The following is a 21,414-nucleotide window of genomic DNA, read 5'->3' on the forward strand; positions in this document are numbered from 1 at the left end:
AATATACAGTAATTAAAAATAAAATGAATAGACCTTTTTTGCTTTTATCGTCAATATTCGCTTTTTTCTACCTGACGTTTAATGTTCACCAACGAGCTGCCGCGGCCGAAATCGGCATTCCCAGGGTGAATCAGCATAACAATCGTATCAGCAATTCATATTTGACTGTGGCCTTTAACCCCGAAGCCCATTGTTTTAATGTGACTTCGAAGTCTGCTGGAAAAATGATTGTGAAAGATCTTGTTCCGAATATTGATTTTAGTAAAATCAGCAAGGGAGATGTTGTTGATCCGGTATTTGGTAAGGGACAAGCTTTAATTGTAAGTAATGCAAGCGGCTCATCTGTTTCTTTTATCTTGTATTCTTTACAACCTTTTCTTTTTATCAATCAACAAATAAAAAATACGGGAGATAGCATTATTAACATTGCAAAGCTGAACCCGGTTTCTTTTAAGGTAGATCTTGGAAAACCGGCAACTCAGCTAAAAACGCTGGGGACCGGTGGATTGCTTGCTCCAGATAAGAACCCTGGCAGTTATGTGTTTCTTACAACCGTTGATCCTGCCACCCGAAATGGGGTGGTCACAGGCTGGCTGACCAATGAAAAGGGTAGTGGTGTAGTATTTTCAGGCATCGATAATAATCTGGTTGAAATAAAAACTCAAATTGATTACGGACATCTTCTTTTGCCTGCCGGGAAAAGCGAAGCTACTGAAACATTGCTCATCGGTTATTTCGATGATGCCCGTTTAGGCGAAGAGCAATTTGCCAATGCAATTGCAAAGCAACAAAACATCAGACTAAAACCCCGTAGTGCTGTTTATTGCACATGGTACTCCGAAAAAAACGGAGGTGCCGGTAGCGAATCATCCACCATTGAATTGGCGAAATTTATCAAAGATAACCTGAAGCCTTTTGGACTTGGCGTTCTTCAAATAGATGACCAATGGCAGGCTGGTGGACAATACAATGGCCCTCATCGCGGTTTCGACCGTGTTGACCCTAAGGGAGGCTATCCAAACGGGATGACAACCACTGCACTTGCCATTAAAAAAGAAGGATTGACAGCCGGAATATGGTGGATGCCTTTTGCCCGTAATCATCAGGACCCTGAATACAAGGACCGGCAGAATTGGTTTGCATACCGCAAAAATGGGAAACCTTATGAAACTACATGGGGAGGGACTTCTCTCGATCTTACTAACCCTGATGTACAAAACCATATTGCCTATGTTGCCAAAACCATGCACAATTGGGGCTATAATTATTTCAAAATGGATGGCTTATGGACAGGCACTGTTACAGAGCAGGTTTACATCAATGATGGATATAAAAACGACAGTATCGGCAATAACAAACCCTTATTCAATCCGCTTAAAACACAGATTGAAGCATTTAGGGATGGACTGAAAGTTTTGAGAAATGCAGTTGGCGATGATGTGTTTTTTTCCGGATGTTGTGCAAGCCAGAATATGCGGTCGTTCGGTGCCTCTATGGGCCTGGTTAATTCCATGCGTATCGGGCCAGATTTCAATCATGATGGGCAAAGTATTCGTACCGGTGCAATCCGTGCTTCCCGGCTCTATTTTTTAAATGGAAGAGTTTGGTGGAACGATCCGGATCCTTCTATGTTGAGGGAGAAAGGTGCCTCAACGGCAGATGGTGCAAGTACTGGGATTGGTTCTCTTACCAGAGCCCGGTTATTACCTTCGTTTGTTGCAGTTTCCAGTCAATTTTTCCTGAGCAGCGACTGGCTTCCTGACTTACCCAATGATAGGATTGAAATTATGAAGCGTTGTATGGCTTCACATACTGGAATTGCACGGCCGGTTGATGCTTTTGATAAAATGCTTCCTTCAATCTGGCTTGCAACAGATAAAAAAACTGGTACGCCGCGAAATGTAATTGGCTTATTCAATTGGGATACAGCTTCTCAAAATATTGGTTGCTCTTTAAGTTGGGCAGGATTAAGCAATAAAACCCTCTATCATGCTTTTGATTTCTGGGCAAACAAACCTCTGCCCAATATTTATGGCTCGTTTGCATATGAACTCGCTTCTGAATCGTGCCGGGTAATAGCGGTGCGTGCCAAATCAAATCATCCGGTTATTGTTTCAACTTCGCAGCATGTTACACAAGGCATGATTGATTTAATGAAAGAAGAATGGAAAACAGGAACACTGTCAGGAACCAGCAAAATAATTGGTAGCGACAAATATGAACTGCGCATTGCAGGCCTGAACGATGGGGGGAAATGGAAATTAGATGCAGCAACAATTATTCAAAATAACGGAGAAGCAACGATTGAAGTTTTACCTCAAACAGAAAAGGGGTGGATGAGAGTAGTTATTAAAACTAAAAAGAGTCAGATCATAAAATGGCAATTAAGATTTAAGAACGATGTTGTTTCTAATCATTAATGTTTGGGTATTACGCTCTATTAACGTAGCCCACTTATTAATGTAATTTTAAGAACTATATAAAATATAAACAAAATGAATTCAATAAAGCGCTTATTTTCTTTGAACATAGCCATCCTGTTTATTCTGGGTTTAATGATAACTACATCATCATTTTCACAAGATAAAGCCATTATAAGGATGGGTGCTACAGACACCCATTCATTTGATGATAGCTGGTTATTTATCCGGTATGGCTTGCAGCCGGATGGTTCAAGAATTGAAGAGCCTCAAAATGCGGAAAGTACCACCTATAATGATAACGCCTGGCAAAAACTAAGTCTGCCCCATGACTGGGCGATTACCGGTCCTTTCAGAATTGACCTGGAAGGCGGAACAGGTAAACTACCCTGGAAAGGAATAGGCTGGTACCGGAAACATTTTACAGTTCCGGCTGCAGACGCGGGCCAGCAAATTTTTGTGGATTTTGATGGCGCCATGGCCAACGCCAAAATTTACCTCAATGGTCATTATGTGGGCACATGGCCATATGGCTATAATTCGTTCCGCATGGATTTAACGCCTTATATCAAGGTTGGAAAAGAAAATATACTGGCTGTTCGGCTTGATACCGAAAACTGGGATTCGCGCTGGTATCCCGGTGCCGGTATTTACCGCCATGTGTGGCTGGTGAAAACCAACCCGGTACATGTTGCTAATTGGGGTACTTATATTACTACTCCTACAATTTCAGATGCCTCGGCAACAGTTAAAATGGCGGTGACTATTGATAATCAAAGCAAATTACCAGTAGAAGCAAGTGTTCAAACGGCTGTGTTTGAACTGGACAGCCATAATAAGCCGGGAGCAAAAGTTGCGCTTTTCAACAAATCAATTATAAAAATTGAAGCCGACACGAATACAACGACCACCATACAGGCCATCGTTAAAGATCCCAAACGCTGGGATATTATTTCGCCCAATCGATATATGGCACAAACTACCGTAAGTGTAAATGGTAAGGTGGTTGATACTTACAATACGCCATTTGGTATCCGCACTATTGAATTTATTGCCGACAGAGGTTTTCTACTGAACGGCCGTAGGATTGAAATCCAGGGAACCTGCAACCATCATGATTTAGGCGCTTTAGGTGCTGCCATCAATACCAGTGCATTGCGCCGGGAATTGACCATTCTGAAAACGATGGGGTGCAACGCGTTGCGTACCTCACACAATCCTCCGGCCCCTGAATTGCTCGAACTGGCTGACCAGATGGGGTTCCTGGTTTGGGATGAAGCCTTTGACTGCTGGAAGCATGGCAAAAGAGAATTGGACTATAACAAGCTTTATGACGAATGGAACGTAAGGGACCTGAAAGCTATGGTACACCGTGACGAAAACCATCCTTCCGTGTTCATCTGGTCAATCGGCAATGAGGTGATGGATCAGCGCAATGTGGAAATGACCAAGCATTTGGCCGATGTTGTTCGGGGGGAAGATCCCACCCGGCCTATTTCCAATGGCTATAACGATCCTGATGGGGGACGTGAATCTGGTGCAGTGGAAGCTTTAGATCTTATGGGGGTGAATTATTTTTTCAACCAGCAAGCCAAATGGGATGCCGACCCACGGTATAAGAACAAGCCAACCATGGGCAGTGAAACATCGTCCTGCGTATCGTCGCGTGGCGAATATTTCTTTGGAAATGATTACCAGAACTGGCAAATATCTTCTTATGATAATGCCTATCCGGGTTGGGGCTGCTCTCCTGATGAACAGTTTCGCACCAACGCCAAATATCCGCATCTATTAGGTGAATTTGTATGGACAGGTTTTGATTATATAGGCGAGCCAACACCTTATAATTCGGATGAAACTAATTTGCAAAATTTCCGCAATGATCCTGAAAAGCGAAAAGAACTGGCGGCAAAGCTTGATGAGCTTCGTAAAAAGAACCCACCATCCCGGAGCAGTTATTTTGGTATCGTAGATTTGGCTGGTTTCCCCAAAGACCGCTTTTACCTTTATCAATCACATTGGAGACCTGATTACCCAATGGCGCATATCCTGCCACATTGGAACTGGCCGGAGCGGATTGGGAAAATAACCCCTGTTAATGTTTACACCTCAGGTGACGAGGCGGAATTATTTTTGAACGGAAAGAGCCTTGGGCGCAAAACTAAAATACCGGGAAAAGATTTCCGCCTGGTTTGGGATAGTGTAAAATATGCACCCGGTGAGCTGAAAGTGGTTTGTTATAAAAATGGGAAACAATGGGCCACAGATGTAGTGAAAACAACAGGCGAAGCGGCAAGGCTAACCCTTTCTGCCGACCGTACAGTTATAAAAGCAGATGGAGCTGACCTGTCTTATATTACAGTTAAGGTAACCGATAAAGACGGATTGATGGTGCCCCGTTCCCATCCCTTAATTAAATTTTCTGTAGCAGGGCCGGGCGAAATTGTAGCAACTGACAATGGTGATGCCACCAGTTTCGTATCCTTTCAAAGCCATGAGCGGCCGGCCTTTAATGGAATGGCATTGGTGATTGTAAAAGCGAAGAAAGGACAGACAGGCAAGATTGTGGTAAAAGCGGAAAGCGCTGGTTTGGTTAGTACGGCAATGGCAATCACGAGTAAATAAGAAAAAAGGGATTTTTATATATGGATAACACTATCATGTACTATGCTAAAAAGTCCGATCTAACATTTTAAATAATTCCACAATGAAACATTTAATCAATAATCGATTCTTGATTTTGTTATTTATAGCGTGCGTTTTTTCATCCTTAACGCCGGAAAGGAACAAAAAATATTCGTATGATTTTCAAAATCCCTCGTTATCAATTGATAAACGGGTTAATGACCTGGTTTCGCGTTTAACGCTCGAAGAAAAGGTGGGCCAGATGCTAAATTCAGCGCCTGCTATTGAGCGTTTGGGCATACCCGCCTATAACTGGTGGAACGAATGCTTGCATGGTGTGGCTCGCACGTCATTTAAGGTAACTGTTTATCCGCAGGCCATTGGCATGGCGGCCACCTGGGATAAAAACTCACTCCACCAAATGGCCGATTATACCGCCGATGAAGGACGGGCTATTAATAATGAAAGCATTAAAACAGGTAACCGGAATATTTACCTGGGCCTAACCTACTGGACACCCAATATCAATATATTCAGAGATCCAAGGTGGGGGCGTGGGCAGGAAACTTATGGCGAAGACCCATATTTAACGGGGACAATGGGTAAGGCATTTGTTACCGGTTTACAGGGTAACGATCCCAAATACCTTAAAGCTGCAGCTTGTGCAAAGCATTACGCTATTCATAGCGGCCCCGAATCGTCAAGGCATGAATTTGATGCCGAAATAAGCGATTATGACCTTTGGGATACTTACCTGCCTGCTTTTAAAAACCTTGTTGTAAATGCAAAGGTTGCCGGCGTAATGTGTGCTTATAATGCTTTTAAAGGTCAGCCATGCTGCGGTAATGATTTGCTGATGAATAATATCTTACGTAATGAATGGGGTTTTAAAGGTTATGTAACTTCTGATTGTGGCGCTATTGATGATTTTTATCAACGGCATAAAACATCAAAGGATGCAGAAAGTGCAGCAGCAGATGCCGTATTGCACGGCACGGATGTAGAGTGCGGCAATGTAACTTATAAAACGCTGGTAGCCGCAGTAAAAGATGGCAAATTAACAGAGCAGCAATTAGATATATCGGTTAAACGATTGTTTACCATTCGCTTCCGTTTAGGAATGTTTGACCCGCCCGAGATGGTTAAATATGCACAAATCACCACCAATGTGCTGGAGAGTGCTGAACATCATGCGCAAGCATTAAAAATGGCGAGGCAATCAATAGTTCTTTTAAAAAATCAAAATAATGTACTGCCTTTAAGCAAGCATTTAAAAAAGATTGCGGTTGTTGGCCCCAATGCCGATAATGGGGAGAGCATATTGGGTAATTACAATGGTATGCCAAGCAAACTGGTTACTGCGTTGCAGGGTATCAAGGCAAAATTAGGTGAGGCTACAGAGGTAGTTTATGTAAAGGGAACTGATTTTGTTGGTAACCCTGGAGTTGTTCCTGATTTTAGGGCCGTGATTGACAGCGTAAAAGATGCGGACGCTATAATTTATATAGGTGGTATATCACCGCAGCTAGAAGGCGAGGAAATGAGCGTAAAACAGGCTGGCTTTAGCGGTGGCGACCGTACCTCGATAGCTTTGCCCGAAGTGCAGACCCAATTACTTAAAGAATTGAATGCCATAGGGAAACCCGTAGTTTTTGTAATGATGACCGGCTCAGCGTTAGCTATACCATGGGAAGCAGAACACATACCGGCTATTTTAAATGCCTGGTATGGCGGGCAGGACGCGGGTACAGCAATTGCTGATGTGATTTTTGGTGATTATAACCCTGCCGGAAGGCTCCCTGTTACATTTTATAGAAGCGATAAAGATTTACCCTCATTCACCGATTACTCCATGAGTAACCGTACTTACCGGTATTTTAAAGGTACGCCGCTTTATGCCTTTGGCTACGGGTTAAGTTATACAAACTTTAAGTACGGCGAGCTGACAATTCCGGCTACAATAAACATAGGTAAAAAAATACTGGTTAGCGTTAAGGTTACAAATACAGGTAAGAGAGACGGTGAAGAAGTTTCCGAATTATACTTGTCACATTCAGGCTTAAAGGTTAAAACACCCATAAGAGCATTAAAGGGATTTGAACGAACATTTATTAAAGCGGGACAAAGTAAAATAATCCAGTTTGAGCTAACCCCGGAAGATTTATCATTGATTGATGACGATGGTAACGCTAAAGAGTTGGCAGGGAAGGTGATGATAAGTGTTGGCGGCAGTCAGCCGGATGCGCAAGCCCACATGGGGGGCAAAGTAGTTTATAAACAGATAATTATCAACTAAGTTAAGCTGCGATATTAATTAAATATGAAAAGGTTAATTGCCATTATTGTTTTTATACACGTTTTTGCCACGGCTTACAGTCAGCATACCTATTGTAACCCATTGAATCTGGATTATCGATATAGTTTGAGCATGCCTTCACGAAGGGAAGCTGCTGATCCAACCATGATCATGTTTAAAAATGAATATTATTTATTTGCTTCAAAGTCAGGTGGCTATTGGCATTCAAAAGATCTGTTGAATTGGGATTTAATCACCACAAAAGATCTTCCATTAGAAGACTATGCGCCAACCACCGTAATAGTGGATAATGAAATTTATTTTATGGCATCAGGCGGTCATATAAAAATTTACAAAACCACCGATCCGAAATCTGGTAAGTGGGAAGTTGTTAATGACGATTTTCCAATAGGATTAACAGATCCTTGTTTGTTTTTTGATGATGACAGAAGAATGTATTTGTATTATGGTTGTTCAAATAAAGAACCGCTGTATGCTGTTGAATTAGATTTAAAAAATAAATTAAACCCGATTGGGAAACCAGTTGCTACTATTTACGGGAATAATAAAGAACATGGTTGGGATAATACGGGCGACTATAACGAAAATGCCGTAAACGCTCCCTGGGTAGAGGGCTCGTGGATGAACAAATACCATGGAAAGTATTATTTGCAATATGCTACACCAGGCACCCAGTTTAAGAGCTATGCCGACGTGGTATATGTGTCAGATTTGCCCTTTGGACCATTTAAGCTGCAAAAAAGTAATCCGTTTTCCTACAAACCAGAAGGTTTCATTGCCGGAGCAGGGCATAGCAGTACTTTTTGTGATGTATATGGGAATTATTGGCATATAGCTACCATGACAATCTCTAAAATTCATATGTTCGAAAGGCGGTTGGGTCTATTTCCGTCCGGTTTTGACAAAGATGCTACCCTGTATACCAATACAGCCTTTGGCGATTATCCGCACTATATACCCAATAAAAAGTTTATGAATGCCGGGGATTTATTTACCGGTTGGATGCTGCTATCTTATAAAAAACCTGTTGAAGCATCATCAGCAATTGATTCGCTGCCATCAAAAAATGCAGTCGATGAAGATGTCAGAACCTATTGGAGCGCTAAATCGGGAAATAAAGGTGAATGGCTTTGTGTGGATTTGGAAAAGCAATGCGATGTGTATGCCTTACAAATCAATTTTGCCGATCACAATACCAACCTTTTGGGTAGAGATAATGAAAGTGCATATCAATATGTGGTGCAATATTCTAATGATAAAATTCATTGGGAAACCTTGATAGATAAATCCAATAATATCGAAGATCTGCCACACGACTATATTGAATTACCAAAAGTTATCAATGCCCGGTATGTGAAAATTACAAACTATCATATGCCAGATGGAACATTTGCACTTAGCGGTTTTCGTGTCTTTGGAAAAGGGAAAGGCAAGCTACCCGAACAAGTAAAAAACTTTACCATTGAAAGAAGCGGGACCGATAGAAAAACAGTAAAAATTAGTTGGGATAAAATCCCCAATGCTTTAGGCTATAATATTCGGTATGGAATAGCACGTGATAAATTATATTTAAACTATCAGGTTTACGCTGATACGTCTATAATTATTCGCAGCCTGGACGTAAATACAGATTACTATTTTACTATAGATTCTTTTAATGAAAATGGAATTACCAAAGGAGTACAGGTCCATTGATTCAGTAGTTAGCTTCAACAAAATATTAGCTTATGAAGGTGAGCCTACGTCGGTTAAACTATGACCGGGCAAGAAAAGAGCTACTTTCATCCAACGTTAGCTTTTGAATAAGCGGCTTCATGGGTTGATAGTATTTTATATTTTTTGTTATAAGTTAATATTTTTTAATCTTTTTTATTAAAATAGTTTATTTTTTTGATATGAAAGTATAGCATGCCCAAACGAGAAGCGATTATCATAGTGCTTTAACAAACGAAACTAATCTAGTTGATATGGCTATAGTGCCTGCTCTAAAAACGTCAAAACAACTCCCTTCAGAAGAAGAAATAATAAACACCAGATTTATTATTCTCATCAGTATGGTGGCCGCATTAGGTGGTCTCTTATTTGGGTTTGATACAGCTATTATTTCAGGTGCTATACCCTATATTACGCCTTATTTTAGACTGGATGGGTATTCATTAGGCTGGGCGGTTAGTTCAATACTGATTGGTTGCGCTGTGGGTGCAATGATGGCAGGGCTACTGGCTGATAAATATGGGAGGCGTTTAACGCTCATTATATGTGCTGTATTGTTCGCCCTTTCTGGTCTGGGATCTGGTTTAGCATCAAATTTTACTTTATTCGTCCTCTTTCGTTTGATCGGAGGGCTGGGTGTAGGTGCAGCTGCAATGATTTCCCCAATGTATATTGCTGAAACCGCACCTGCTTCATTACGTGGGACATTGGTAGCATTATACCAGTTGGCTATTGTTCTTGGCATATTGCTGGCCTATTTTTCCAATTATCTTTTTGAAGGGGCTGGTGAGAACAACTGGCGATATATGTTTATATCACAACTTGTTCCTTCTTTTTTATTCCTGGTAATGTTATTATTTGTCCCTGAAACACCGCGTTGGCTGGTTAAAAAAGGTTTTAAGCAGGAAGCATTATTAATATTGACAAAAATATCAGGTAGTGTAGCCGCTAATCAGGAAATCGAGGAAATTGATAACACTTTTAAACGCGAAAAAGATTCAGGTTTAAAACTATTATTTAGTAAGACTTATCGCCCTGTATTATTCATCGGTATATTAATCGCAGTTTTCCAGCAAGTAACCGGCATTAATTCCATCCTTTATTATGCGCCCGTTATATTTAAAGAAACAGGTTTGAGCACGGCATCTTCTTTATTGCAAACTATCGGTATAGGTGTTGTGAACGTGATAGCAACTTTTATTGCTATCGGCCTGGTGGATAAGGTAGGCAGGAAAAAATTCTTGTTAAGTGGAAGCTTAATAATGGGTATGTCTTTAATGGCTATTGCATTCTGTTTTCACTTCCGGTATTTTGATAATTATGTTGTGCTCGGGTTTATGTTGCTATATGTAGGAGCATTCGGATGTACACTTGGCGCCGTTACGTGGGTATACCTTTCTGAAATTTTTCCAAACCAGGTACGGGGTATCGCAATGTCGGTTGCAACGCTTGCTTTATGGCTTGCTGATTTTGTAGTCACCTACACGTTTCCTGTAATGACCCGCCAGCTAGGCACCTCAAATACGCTGTTTTGTTATGCTGTATTTTGTTTGATCGCTTTTATATATATGATTTTTAAAGTACCGGAAACTAAAGGCAGATCATTGGAAGAAATAGAATCCATTTTTATTAAATAATTAAAATGATTGTCATGAATTTTGAATATGCGTATATAAAGGGTGCAAAGGTATCGCCCGGCAACATCAGTTTTTACAAAGAATATGGTTACCTGGTTGCTGAACAGTTGCTGACAGATGACGAAATTAATGAATTGAGAATAGAAACTGCAGAAATATTCAGGGGAAGCCGCGGGCATGTGGAGGGGATGGTAGATCCGGGCGACTTAACGAACGATGAGATACTTAAAAAGTATGTAGCGATACATTTTCCACATAAAATATCAGAGGTGATTAAAGCATATCTAAATCACGAAAGGGTAATTGATGTGCTTACAAAAATTGTAAGCCCTAATGTGAAATGTATGCAATCCATGTTGTTTGTGAAAGCCCCGGGTAAGGCAGGCCAGGCCTGGCACCAGGATGAATACTACATTCCTACCAGGGATAAGTCATTAATAGGCGTCTGGATTGCGATTGATAACGCTACCATTGACAATGGTTGTTTATGGCTCATTCCGGGATCAAACAAACTCGGCTATATCATGAAAAGGGTGCCCAATAGCAACGATGAATATGCTGATGTGGATACGGTCGACGTATCAGGTTTTGCAAAGGAAAATATTATCCCGGTTGAAGTTAAAAAGGGTTCAGTTGTTTTTTTTAATGGATACACCCTGCATAGTTCTCTAAAAAATAAGACTACGGATAGTTTTCGTACGGCATTGGTTAATCACTACATGAGCGCAGAATCAATGTTGCCATGGGATCAGGACGGAAAATTTGAACCGACAGAGGATCTAAGAGATATTATGATAGTTTCCGGCGAAGATCCTTATGCTTATAAAGGCATCTCAGATATGAACAAGCCCTACTTAAGGCCAGAAACATTGAAAATTAAAACAGAGTTATAACTTATATGGAATTGAAGTTTTTTTGCCCACGTTGGGGATGCGAAAATATAAAGCCGGAGGAGTTCTTCAAACTAGCTAAATTACAAGGATATGATGGCATAGAATATGCCATTCAAAGCAATTTACCTAGCTCAATAATTGATGAGATCTTTAACATAGCTGCGAAAGAAGATATGTTGTTAATAGCCCAACATTACGACACTAACGAGGCAGACTACCACAAGCATTATGATGCCTATAACGCGTGGCTGTGGAAAATGAATGGCTACAAACCGTTTATAATTAATTCGCAGACCGGTAAAGATTTTTTCACTTTTGAAGAGAACACAGCTTTGATTAACGCAGCAAAGAAATTCTCACAAGATACCGGTATTAAAGTGTATCATGAAACCCATCGGAATAAGTTCTCATTTGCTGCACATATTACAAAAGAATACCTCCAAAAGATGCCTGATTTACGAATTACACTGGATGCATCTCATTGGGTCTGCGTAGCTGAGTCGTTTTTAGAAGATCAGCAGGGTGCTATGCAATTGGCTATTGAAAGAACAGAACATATTCATGCCAGAGTAGGCTATGAAGAAGGCCCACAGGTGCCTGATCCACGTGTTCCTGAATGGCAGTATGCACTAAATAGGCATTTAAACTGGTGGGACAAGGTAGCGGAACGTAAAAAACTTGAAGGTGCAGTATTAACCATAACACCTGAGTTTGGGCCATTTCCTTATATGGTTTCATTGCCGTTTACTCAGCAACCTATTACTAATCAATGGGAAGTAAATGCATATATGATGCAGCTATTAAAAGAAAGATACAGTTAATGATCATGGTGCATAAATTGGTGTTTAAAAGGAAATTATACTCAAAATAAGATGATATTGATGAAGCTTAAATTGCTGATTTTATTGGTATTGACAACTTTAGTTGTCTCTGCTAAAGAATATCATGTATCTGTAAATGGGAGCGATGCAAATAATGGCAGCATCTCAAAACCATTTAGAACAATTTCGGCAGCTGCAAAAATGGCCATGCCCGGAGATGTGATCATTGTACATGCCGGTGTTTATAGGGAGCAGGTTGCACCGCCCCGTGGTGGCAACTCGGAGAAAGAACGAATTTGGTATAGAGCTGCTAAGGGCGAAAAAGTTGAAGTGAAGGGCTCTGAAATAATCAAAGGTTGGAAAAGATTAGGCACATCTATATGGCAGGTTACGATACCCAATAGTTTCTTTGGAAAATTTAATCCATACCGCGATACAATTCATGGCGACTGGCTTGAAAAAGGAAGTTGGTGCCATACCGGCGAAGTGTACTTGAACGGAACCCCCTTAATAGAAACTAACAAGATAAAGCAACTGGATTCAGCCACCATCAAAGCTCCACATTGGTATTGCAAGGTTGATGAAAAGAATACAGTGATTTGGGCTGATTTTTTTGATGTGGATCCCAATGAAAAAATGGTTGAGATCAATGTTCGGCAAGCCGTATTCTATCCATCGCAAACGGGTATCAACTATATTAGAATTTCAGGTTTTGTGATGAGCCAGGCCGCTACCCCATGGGCACCTCCAACGGCCGAACAGATTGGTTTAATTGGAACACACTGGAGTAAAGGCTGGATAATTGAAAATAATGATATCAGCTATTCAAAATGTGTTGGTATTACACTTGGTAAATATGGCGATGAATGGGATAATAAGTCAGAATCGGTAGAAGGCTTCACCAAAACAACGGAACGGGCACTCGATCATTCATGGAATAAAGAACATATTGGGAGTCATTTGGTAAGAAACAATCAAATCAGCCATTGCGGCCAGGCAGGTATTGCAGGCAGCCTGGGGGTAGTTTTCAGCACCATCTCCGGAAATTCTATCCATGATATTGCTGACCAAAAACTATTTTGGGGTTATGAAATGGCCGGAATAAAACTACATGCCGCTATTGATGTTGAAATAAGCCACAATCATATATACCGTACAGAAGGTGGAATATGGCTCGACTGGATGGCACAGGGAACCCGTGTAACAAAAAACTTTTTGCACGATAACCATGTACAGGATTTTTCTTTGGAAGTGGATCATGGGCCAGTATTGGTGGATAATAATTTATTTCTTTCGCCGCAACAAGCACAAGTGAGGTTATCGCAAGGGGTAGCATTTGTACACAATCTTATTGCTTGGAAACTTTGGGAAACTAATGATGCCGATCCACGATTAACGCCTTTTCTGAAACCACATTCAACTGCAATTGCCGGTTTTCATAATAACCCCTGTGGTGATACACGGTTTTACAATAATGTGTTTTTAGGAAGAACAGATCTGTCGCCTTACAATAATGCAGTATTGCCGGTGCAAATGGAGGGCAATGTGTATTTGATGGATGCCCATCCCTCAAAATATGAGCAACAACCTGTACAGAAACCGGACTATAACCCAGCTATTGAAGTAGAAGAAAAAAATGAGAAATGGTATCTTACTATGAACTTAGAAAAGTCATGGTCAGACAAAATAAAACCCAAACTGATTACCAGTAAATTGCTTGGAACAGCAGTGGTTTCCGAACAATCGTTTGACGACATTACTGGCAATACTATTCTTTTCAATACTGATTATTGGGGAATAGAAAGAGACACTAAGAGTCCTTGTGCCGGGCCTTTTGAAATCAAAGAAAATGAGCGTCAACGAATAAGAGTATGGTAAAAACAGCATCGAAAAGTTACTGTCGGCATCTGAGGATTTTGGACTGCATAACCCAATAGCTAAGCTAAGGTGTCCGCAAAAAACATTGCAGTAATGATTTATAGAATAAAAAATTTAGCATTAACTTAAATAAGAGAAATGGAAACTAATGTAATCTCATTGTATTTGAAAAGAATTATATGCAAAAACAAGATGGTATTGATGAAGTTTAAATTGCTGATTTTATTGGTATTTACAACTTTAGTTGTCTCTGCTAAGGAATATCATGTATCGGTAAATGGGAGCGATGCAAATGATGGAAGCGCGTCAAAGCCATTTAAAACTATATCAGCTGCCGCAAATGTGGCCATGCCGGGCGATGTGATCACGGTTCATGCAGGCGTATACCGGGAGCAGATTACGCCTCCCCGTGGTGGCAATTCAGAACTGGAGCGGATCATTTACCAGGCAGCCAAAGGAGAGAAGGTTGAGATTAAAGGTTCGGAAATAATCAAAGGCTGGCAAAAAATCGGTAATGATACCTGGATGGTAAAAATACCGAATAGTTTTTTTGGGAAATTTAATCCCTACAGCGATTTAATCCGGGGCGATTGGTATTATTCTCCCAAAGGCTGTCACTATCATACCGGGGCAGTGTATCTGAATGGGGACTGGTTGATGGAGGCCATTAAACAGGATGATGTGATGAAAGCAGCAGACGAAAAAAAGCCACTTTGGTTTGCAACTGTTGATTCAACCTCAACAACAATATGGGCACAGTTTAAAAATGTGGACCCTAACAAAGAAACCGTTGAGATCAATGTACGGCAAACTGTTTTTTATCCCGATAAACCATTTATTAATTACATCACGGTTCGCGGTTTTACCATGCAGCAAGCCGCTACTAATTGGGCACCACCTACAGCTGCGCAAATGGGACTTGTTGGCACACACTGGAGTAAAGGATGGATTATTGAGAATAATATAATCCAATACTCAAAATGCGTGGGCATTGCATTGGGTAAATACGGCGATAAGTGGGATAATAACAATACCGAATCGGCACTGGGGTATGTAGGCACCATTAACCGGGCATTGGCATTTGGATGGAATAAAGGCACTGTTGGAGGGCATATTGTTCGCAATAACACCATTGCATATTGTGAGCAGGGAGGTGTAGTAGGTAGTATGGGCTGTTCATTTAGCATTGTTGAAGGCAATACTATTCATGATATCCATGTGCGAAGGTTATTCAGTGGTGCTGAAATGGCCGGCATTAAATTTCATGGGGCTGTTGATGTGCAGATCCGTAACAACCATATCTACCACAATGTTTTGGGGATTTGGCTTGATTGGATGGCACAGGGAGTACAAATAAAAAATAACCTGATGGACGACAACGAACAGGATGTTTTTTTAGAAGTAGATCATGGGCCGATGTTAATTAGTAACAATATATTACTTTCAAAAAATAGCTTGTACATGAACTCCAGTGGCGCGGCATTCGTGCATAACATATTTGGGGGTAAGATAAACGTGATTTCTTACGACAACAGGTTGACGCCCTATCTGAAACCACATTCAACTTTTGTTGCCGGGTTACATGACAATCCTGGTGGCGATATTCATTTTATAAATAATTTATTTGTGAACGGGGGCGATGCAGGAGAATATAAGAAAGCCATATTACCGGTGATCTTCGATGGGAATGTTTATGTGAAGGGTGCTGTCAGGGCAGTATCAGGAGATAAAAAAAGGAGCTTTGGAGAAATAAGTCCAGAAGCAAAAGAGAAACTAAAAAATGTGCCGGACAAAGATGCCGTGGAAACAAATTTTTTGGCAGAGGAAAATTTTGATGCCAGTGCAAAGTTGGTAACGGAAAACGAAAAAATGTATCTCGAAATAGCCTTGGACAAAAATTGGCTAATCAAGCAAAAAAGAAAATTGGTGACAAGCCAACTGTTAGGTAAAGCCATCATTCCCGATTTACCGTTCGAGAATACAGATGGCTCTCAGCTAAGGATTGAAAAGGATTATTCTGGCCAGAAACGAAACGTTCTCAATCCGTCTCCGGGGCCATTTGAAATAGTGAAAAGTGGAAGGCAACAAATAAGAGTATGGTAAAACATGGCTGATATGCTCTGCCGGCCTACGGAGATATTCAGGTATTGCCAAAGGGGTAGTCAAATCAGCATTGAAGCATTACATTCTGGTAATATAAATTTCGAGTTGGTTCTTCCTGCAATTGATACGGGTGAGAAAATTTGATCAAAGAGGTAGCGACACTATAAAAAACGATATTAATTAAACAATAAATAATTATTTGAATGCTTTCAAACTTAAAAATATATATGCTGGCCTTAACACTTGCTATGTTAGTAGCAGGGCCGGCCATGGCACAAGTACAGCCTGATTTGGCAAAAACGTTACTAAGGGAGTTAAATGGTAGTATGCACTTTAGTACCAGGGCGTACCAGGGTACCAGCCTGATTGGGCAACAGGAGTTCAAACAAAGTAAAATAAAAACCAATAATAATGTTTGGCAACTGCAATTGAATGAAGAACCTGTAATCAACCATCCGGAAGCAAGGGATATAACAGCCAATATTGTGCTGACTCATGGTGAAGCCAGCTCTACGGCAATTGGGGTTTCCTTTAATTTTGGCAATTGGAACCGTGATAATTATGTAATGGTACCTGCCAGTATATATAATGGAAATCGTTATCACAGTATTGGAGACGGATATGCTCCAGTATATACAAAGGATATGTATTACAATCCTAAGGTCCCGCTGACCATTTCCAATAATCCGAGATTGGCGATAGAAAAGGGAAAAGCTTCTGTGATCGAATTACAAACCAGTAACGCTGCTACCCCGGCCATGTGTTTTTTTTCTCCTGCTAAAAAAGAAGGATTTATTATTTTAACTGATCAGCAGTCTAAATGGGGCAATAATGGAATGACCATTGCGGAAAATGCTGCGCAGGATAGCTGTACTTTTTCTATTTCAGCACCTGCGGTTCGAAAACTGGCTCCCGGCTTTGGTGATTTTCATCCGAGCGGTGATAAAGCGCCAGATTGGAAAGAAGGCGATGAACTAGCTTTAAAATTCAGGATCTATGTGTTTGCTGCAAAGGATATCCCCGATTTGCTTACCAGGTTTATGGGGGTAAGAAAAGCTTTTACCGGCCCTAATCATCCGCGAAATATATTGCCTATGAGTGAGCTAACAAGGCTTGCAACAAATATTTGCAGTAACAATTTTGTAACTGTACCTGCTGGTAGTTACTACCTCCCCGAAAATAACAAAGATTTTCAATTGGGATGGGTTAGCGGCATGATGAATAGTTACCCTATGCTGGCATTAAATAATGCAAAAGAACGCCAAAGGGTTGCTGCTGAGCTTGATTTTGTGGTGAATAAGCTACAAGGAAAGAGTGGTTATTTTTATGGAGGTATAACAGCTGATGGGGAATTACGGTTGGATAAAATGAGTCCCGATTTTTCTGAACCACAGGCAATGGTTCGCAAAAATGCTGACGCGCTACTATGGTTAATGAAGCATATGATGCTTTTTAAAGCGCAGGGTTATGGTAACATGATAAAACCAGAATGGGAAAATGCTGCAAAACGGTTAGCAGCCGCTTTTGCACATACCTGGAAAGAACACGGAGAATTTGGCCAGTATATAGCACCTGAAACCGGCGAGATCGCCGTATATAATTCTACAGCAGGAGCTATTGCAACGGCCGGATTAGCTATTGCATCAGACTACTTTAAACAATCTGAATGGTTGCAGATTGCTAAGGAATCAGCTAATTTTTATTATAGCCGTGATGTAGTGAAACAAGGGCTTACCGGTGGCGATTGTGGTGATATTTCAATGGATGCCAACTCTGAATCAGCTTTTGGCTTTATGGAATCGCTGATGGCATTATACAATTATACCGGTGATAAAAGCTGGTTGGACAAAGCAAAAGTAGAGGCAGCGCTTTGCTCAACCTGGGCACTCTCTTATGATCCGGTATTCCCGGCAAACAGCCAGATCGGTAAACTGCAATGCCATATGGCCGGTGCCGTATGGGCAAGCATACAAAACAAGCATGCGGCACCTGGGATATGTTGCGCATCAGGCGATTATTTGTTTAAACTGTTCCGCGCAACCGGGGATGTAAAATACGCAGACCTTATCCGGGATATTCAGCATGCACAGGCAGAGGCTGTAAATATTCCACCGGGACATATCACCACAAACAACCTGGTTGGTTCCACTATGGAGCGGATCCAGCCAAGTGATGCAGAGGGAAAAGGCAGTGTCGGTAATTTTATTAATACCCGCAACTCCTGGACTGAGACCGACGGTATGTTGATGGCATTGGAACTGCCTGGTATTTATGTACAGACGGATAAAAAGGAAATAACCGTTTTCGATCATGTAGAAGCTAAGCTGATCAGCGATAAGGGAAAACAAATGTTAATTGAAGTAAAGAACCCCACTTCGTTTGATGCGGATGTTGCTGTATTTGCTGAAAAAGCGGCGCAGGCACAAAAACCACTTGGCTATACGGCTTTTGTAAAATGGCCGAAATTTGCAATTAAAGCCGGGCAGACCAGTCGCTTGTTGATTGGTGCAGACGGAAGTATTATAGCGCAGTAGTTTTATTTTAAGCGTCAATATCTTGCAATGGTTAACTAATCCTACCGGTGAAAAGGGCGGAAGATAGTGGTATATACCATCCGGGGTTTAGATGTATTCAAGATAACTAGTTAAAACGCTTGGCATATTTAGGAATATATTAATTGCAGTTGGTTACTAGCTAACATCAACAATGCCAATGTTGGTGCCTGGTTCCATCATTCCCGGCACGAACAATTTCCGGTATTGTAATGGCGTATTCATTTTGACCTTTAGGAACTGCTTGTGAAAGTTGGCCGTCGTATTATACCCGCACTCATAAGCAATTGCAGGTATCGGTTTACGCGTTTCGAGTAGCAAATGGCAGGCATAGCTGATCCGTGTTTCATTCAAAAAATCGATATCCATATCGAATCATTTAATAAAAATGATCAGGATTTGGAGGATGACACGCAGGAGCTTTTGGGGGATCAGGAAAGCCTAAAAACCGAACCTGACTTTTCAATTGAATTTTTGCAATCAGGAAAAAAAGTAAAATGGGATAATAGGTATAGATCGATATTGGAATTTGCGGAAGGGAATGACATTGAAATAAGCTCTGGTTGTCTTTTTGGTGATTGCGGTACTTGCCTTACTGAAATAAAGAAAGGGGATGTGCGCTATTTGCATCAAACACTAATTACCGCTGATAAAGGTAAATGTTTGCCTTGTAGCTGCATCCCGATAAGTAATGTAGTATTGAACGTCTGAACTTTAAGTTCGGTCGTGGTAAAAAAGAAGAGAATTGTGGTGTTGTTGCAGATGCTCACGTAATCCTCAAATGTGCCACATCAGTTAAATATTGTTTTTAATGCCTTAAATAGAATCGGCAGCCCCGCAAAAAAATAATTTTCGCGGGGCTGTTTGTTTATTGAAAATATAAATAATATGTTTATACATTATTACATACAAAAATTCTTTCATGACATGACTTATTTTAATAGTACTGTGTTCAGTTTTAGTGGTGGTAATAATTATTTACTTTTATTTACCAACAGTTGATTTACCACCTGATGTAAAACAGGCTTATGAGGCTTTGCCAAAATCATTGGATTATAATGTAGATGTTAAACCAATACTTTCGGATAAATGTTTTGCATGTCATGAACCTGATAAGGCAAAACAAAAAGCTGGGTTGCGGCTGGATATAGCACAGTACACGTTCATGACTTTCAGGCTACGATGGGTATTGACCTGAACGGCTCACCTATAAATTTCAGGGAAGGCGTTTCCGCCTTACCAATGTAGCAGAAACGGTTGTTAAAAATATATTAACCTGATAATTCAAAACAATGGATAATTCGAGAAGAAATTTTATTCGCAATTCTGCTGTAGTATCGGTAGCAGTTGCATCCTCGCCGGTACGGAGCTTTGCTATTTTACATAAAGATACACAGCCAGACGATCAAATTATAGGCCACGGCGGCTTTACCTACAAACCCGATAAGAACTGGGCAAAAATCAGCGTAAATAATACGCCGCTTGCTAACTGTCATGAAATGGTACAGGACAGCAAAGGCCGCCTTATTATGCTTGGTGACCACACGCACAACAACATCCTGATCTTTGATAAATCGGGCAAATTGATGGATTACTGGGGAACCGCTCTACCGGGCGGGCATGGTTTAAGTATTAGCAAAGAAGGGGGCGAAGACTTTTTACTGCTTACTGATTGCGGTTGGGCTTTGGACAAAACGGGTAGTAGCTACGGGCAGTCGGGCCAGGTACTAAAAACCACACTCGATGGCAAGCTGATATTTGCCATTGGGCACCCTCGTACCATAGGTATTTATAAAGATGATGAGCCATTTAAACCAACTGAAACTGCCGTAGCGCCCAATGGCGATATATATGTAGCTGACGGATACGGATCAGATTACATTATTCAGTACAATAGCAAAGGGCAATATATTCGTCATTTTGGAGGGCACCATAATGCTAATGCCGAGCATAACCTTGTTAATGCGCATGGGGTAACCATTGATACAAGGGATAAGAATAATCCTACGCTGATATGCACTTCGCGCGAGGAAAACTGCTTTAAGGTATTTACCCTTGATGGTAAATTTATTAAACGTATAGATATGCCCGGGATGTATGTATGCAGGGCCGTAATTAATGAGGAGAACGTGTATGCCGGTGTATGCTGGTCAAAGGATACGGCAGGAAAACGCTTCGATTATTCTGGTTTCGTAACCGTATTGGATGTCAATAACAAAGTGGTATCTAATCCCGGTGGAACGGCCCCAGTTTATAAAAATGATGTTTTGCAGCCCGCTTTGCAGGCTGCAAAACCTGTTTTTTATCATGGGCACGATGTGTGCGTTGACGAAGATAAAAGTGTATATGTATGTCAGTGGAACGCCTATCATACAGCTCCGGTGAAATTAATGCGTGTATGACACTACTGGATATTAGCACGTTTTAATGATGATGTGTGCAGACAACTTTAACC

General features: G+C 40.9%; 14 protein-coding genes. 13 read left to right on the top strand and 1 reads right to left on the bottom strand.

Annotation, left to right across the window (positions count from 1 at the left end):
- Window positions 1-23: 23 nt before the first annotated feature.
- The 10 genes from BLU33_RS04840 to BLU33_RS04885 all read left to right on the top strand — a co-directional run bounded on the left by BLU33_RS04840 (window position 24) and on the right by BLU33_RS04885 (window position 18,941).
- On the top strand, window positions 24-2,420 hold the full coding sequence (locus tag BLU33_RS04840; RefSeq protein ID WP_157682048.1) for an alpha-amylase family protein: 2,397 nt from the start codon (window positions 24-26) through the stop codon (window positions 2,418-2,420).
- Window positions 2,421-2,495: 75 nt separating this feature from the next.
- Window positions 2,496-5,045, top strand: coding sequence for a beta-galactosidase GalB (gene galB / locus BLU33_RS04845; protein ID WP_091369890.1), 2,550 nt, complete (start codon window positions 2,496-2,498; stop codon window positions 5,043-5,045).
- A gap of 82 nt (window positions 5,046-5,127) precedes the next feature.
- Window positions 5,128-7,341 carry a glycoside hydrolase family 3 C-terminal domain-containing protein gene (locus BLU33_RS04850; protein WP_091369892.1) on the top strand — a complete coding sequence of 738 codons (2,214 nt, stop codon included), beginning with the start codon at window positions 5,128-5,130 and terminating at the stop codon, window positions 7,339-7,341.
- Window positions 7,342-7,443: 102 nt separating this feature from the next.
- Window positions 7,444-9,057: a family 43 glycosylhydrolase gene (locus tag BLU33_RS04855; RefSeq protein ID WP_197684557.1), complete on the top strand. Its 1,614-nt coding sequence runs from the start codon at window positions 7,444-7,446 to the stop codon at window positions 9,055-9,057.
- 272 nt (window positions 9,058-9,329) lie between these two features.
- On the top strand, window positions 9,330-10,712 hold the full coding sequence (locus BLU33_RS04860) for a sugar porter family MFS transporter (protein ID WP_091369896.1): 1,383 nt from the start codon (window positions 9,330-9,332) through the stop codon (window positions 10,710-10,712).
- A 14-nt stretch (window positions 10,713-10,726) separates the two neighbouring features.
- Window positions 10,727-11,605: a phytanoyl-CoA dioxygenase family protein gene (locus BLU33_RS04865; protein WP_157682049.1), complete on the top strand. Its 879-nt coding sequence runs from the start codon at window positions 10,727-10,729 to the stop codon at window positions 11,603-11,605.
- Between the two features lie 5 nt (window positions 11,606-11,610).
- A complete protein-coding gene (locus tag BLU33_RS04870; RefSeq protein ID WP_091369899.1) occupies window positions 11,611-12,426 on the top strand; it encodes a xylose isomerase in 816 nt (271 codons plus the stop codon).
- A 60-nt stretch (window positions 12,427-12,486) separates the two neighbouring features.
- The gene (locus BLU33_RS04875) at window positions 12,487-14,304 is read left to right on the top strand and encodes a right-handed parallel beta-helix repeat-containing protein (RefSeq protein ID WP_091369902.1); all 1,818 of its coding nucleotides are present in this window, start codon (window positions 12,487-12,489) and stop codon (window positions 14,302-14,304) included.
- Between the two features lie 138 nt (window positions 14,305-14,442).
- Complete coding sequence (locus BLU33_RS04880; RefSeq protein WP_197684558.1) at window positions 14,443-16,407, top strand: right-handed parallel beta-helix repeat-containing protein; 1,965 nt, start codon at window positions 14,443-14,445, stop codon at window positions 16,405-16,407.
- Window positions 16,408-16,610: 203 nt separating this feature from the next.
- Window positions 16,611-18,941 carry a hypothetical protein gene (locus BLU33_RS04885; RefSeq protein WP_091369904.1) on the top strand — a complete coding sequence of 777 codons (2,331 nt, stop codon included), beginning with the start codon at window positions 16,611-16,613 and terminating at the stop codon, window positions 18,939-18,941.
- Window positions 18,942-19,097: 156 nt separating this feature from the next.
- On the opposite strand, the gene BLU33_RS04890 is transcribed toward BLU33_RS04885, so the two are convergent.
- Complete coding sequence (locus BLU33_RS04890; protein WP_091380198.1) at window positions 19,098-19,328, bottom strand: helix-turn-helix domain-containing protein; 231 nt, start codon at window positions 19,326-19,328, stop codon at window positions 19,098-19,100.
- Between BLU33_RS04890 and BLU33_RS25675 the strand changes: the two genes are divergently transcribed.
- From BLU33_RS25675 to BLU33_RS04905, 3 genes are all read left to right on the top strand, one after another.
- The gene (locus tag BLU33_RS25675) at window positions 19,281-19,670 is read left to right on the top strand and encodes a 2Fe-2S iron-sulfur cluster-binding protein (protein WP_091369906.1); all 390 of its coding nucleotides are present in this window, start codon (window positions 19,281-19,283) and stop codon (window positions 19,668-19,670) included. The two genes, BLU33_RS04890 and BLU33_RS25675, sit on opposite strands and share 48 nt — an antisense overlap.
- Before the next feature lie 253 nt (window positions 19,671-19,923).
- Window positions 19,924-20,157 (top strand): c-type cytochrome domain-containing protein, encoded by a 234-nt coding sequence (locus BLU33_RS04900; RefSeq protein WP_197684560.1) that lies wholly within the window; start codon window positions 19,924-19,926, stop codon window positions 20,155-20,157.
- Window positions 20,158-20,251: 94 nt separating this feature from the next.
- Entirely contained in the window at window positions 20,252-21,361 is a 1,110-nt protein-coding gene (locus BLU33_RS04905; RefSeq protein ID WP_091369908.1) for an NHL repeat-containing protein, read from the top strand.
- Window positions 21,362-21,414: the final 53 nt, after the last annotated feature.

The organism is Mucilaginibacter mallensis (genome assembly GCF_900105165.1).
Classification (GTDB): domain Bacteria; phylum Bacteroidota; class Bacteroidia; order Sphingobacteriales; family Sphingobacteriaceae; genus Mucilaginibacter; species Mucilaginibacter mallensis.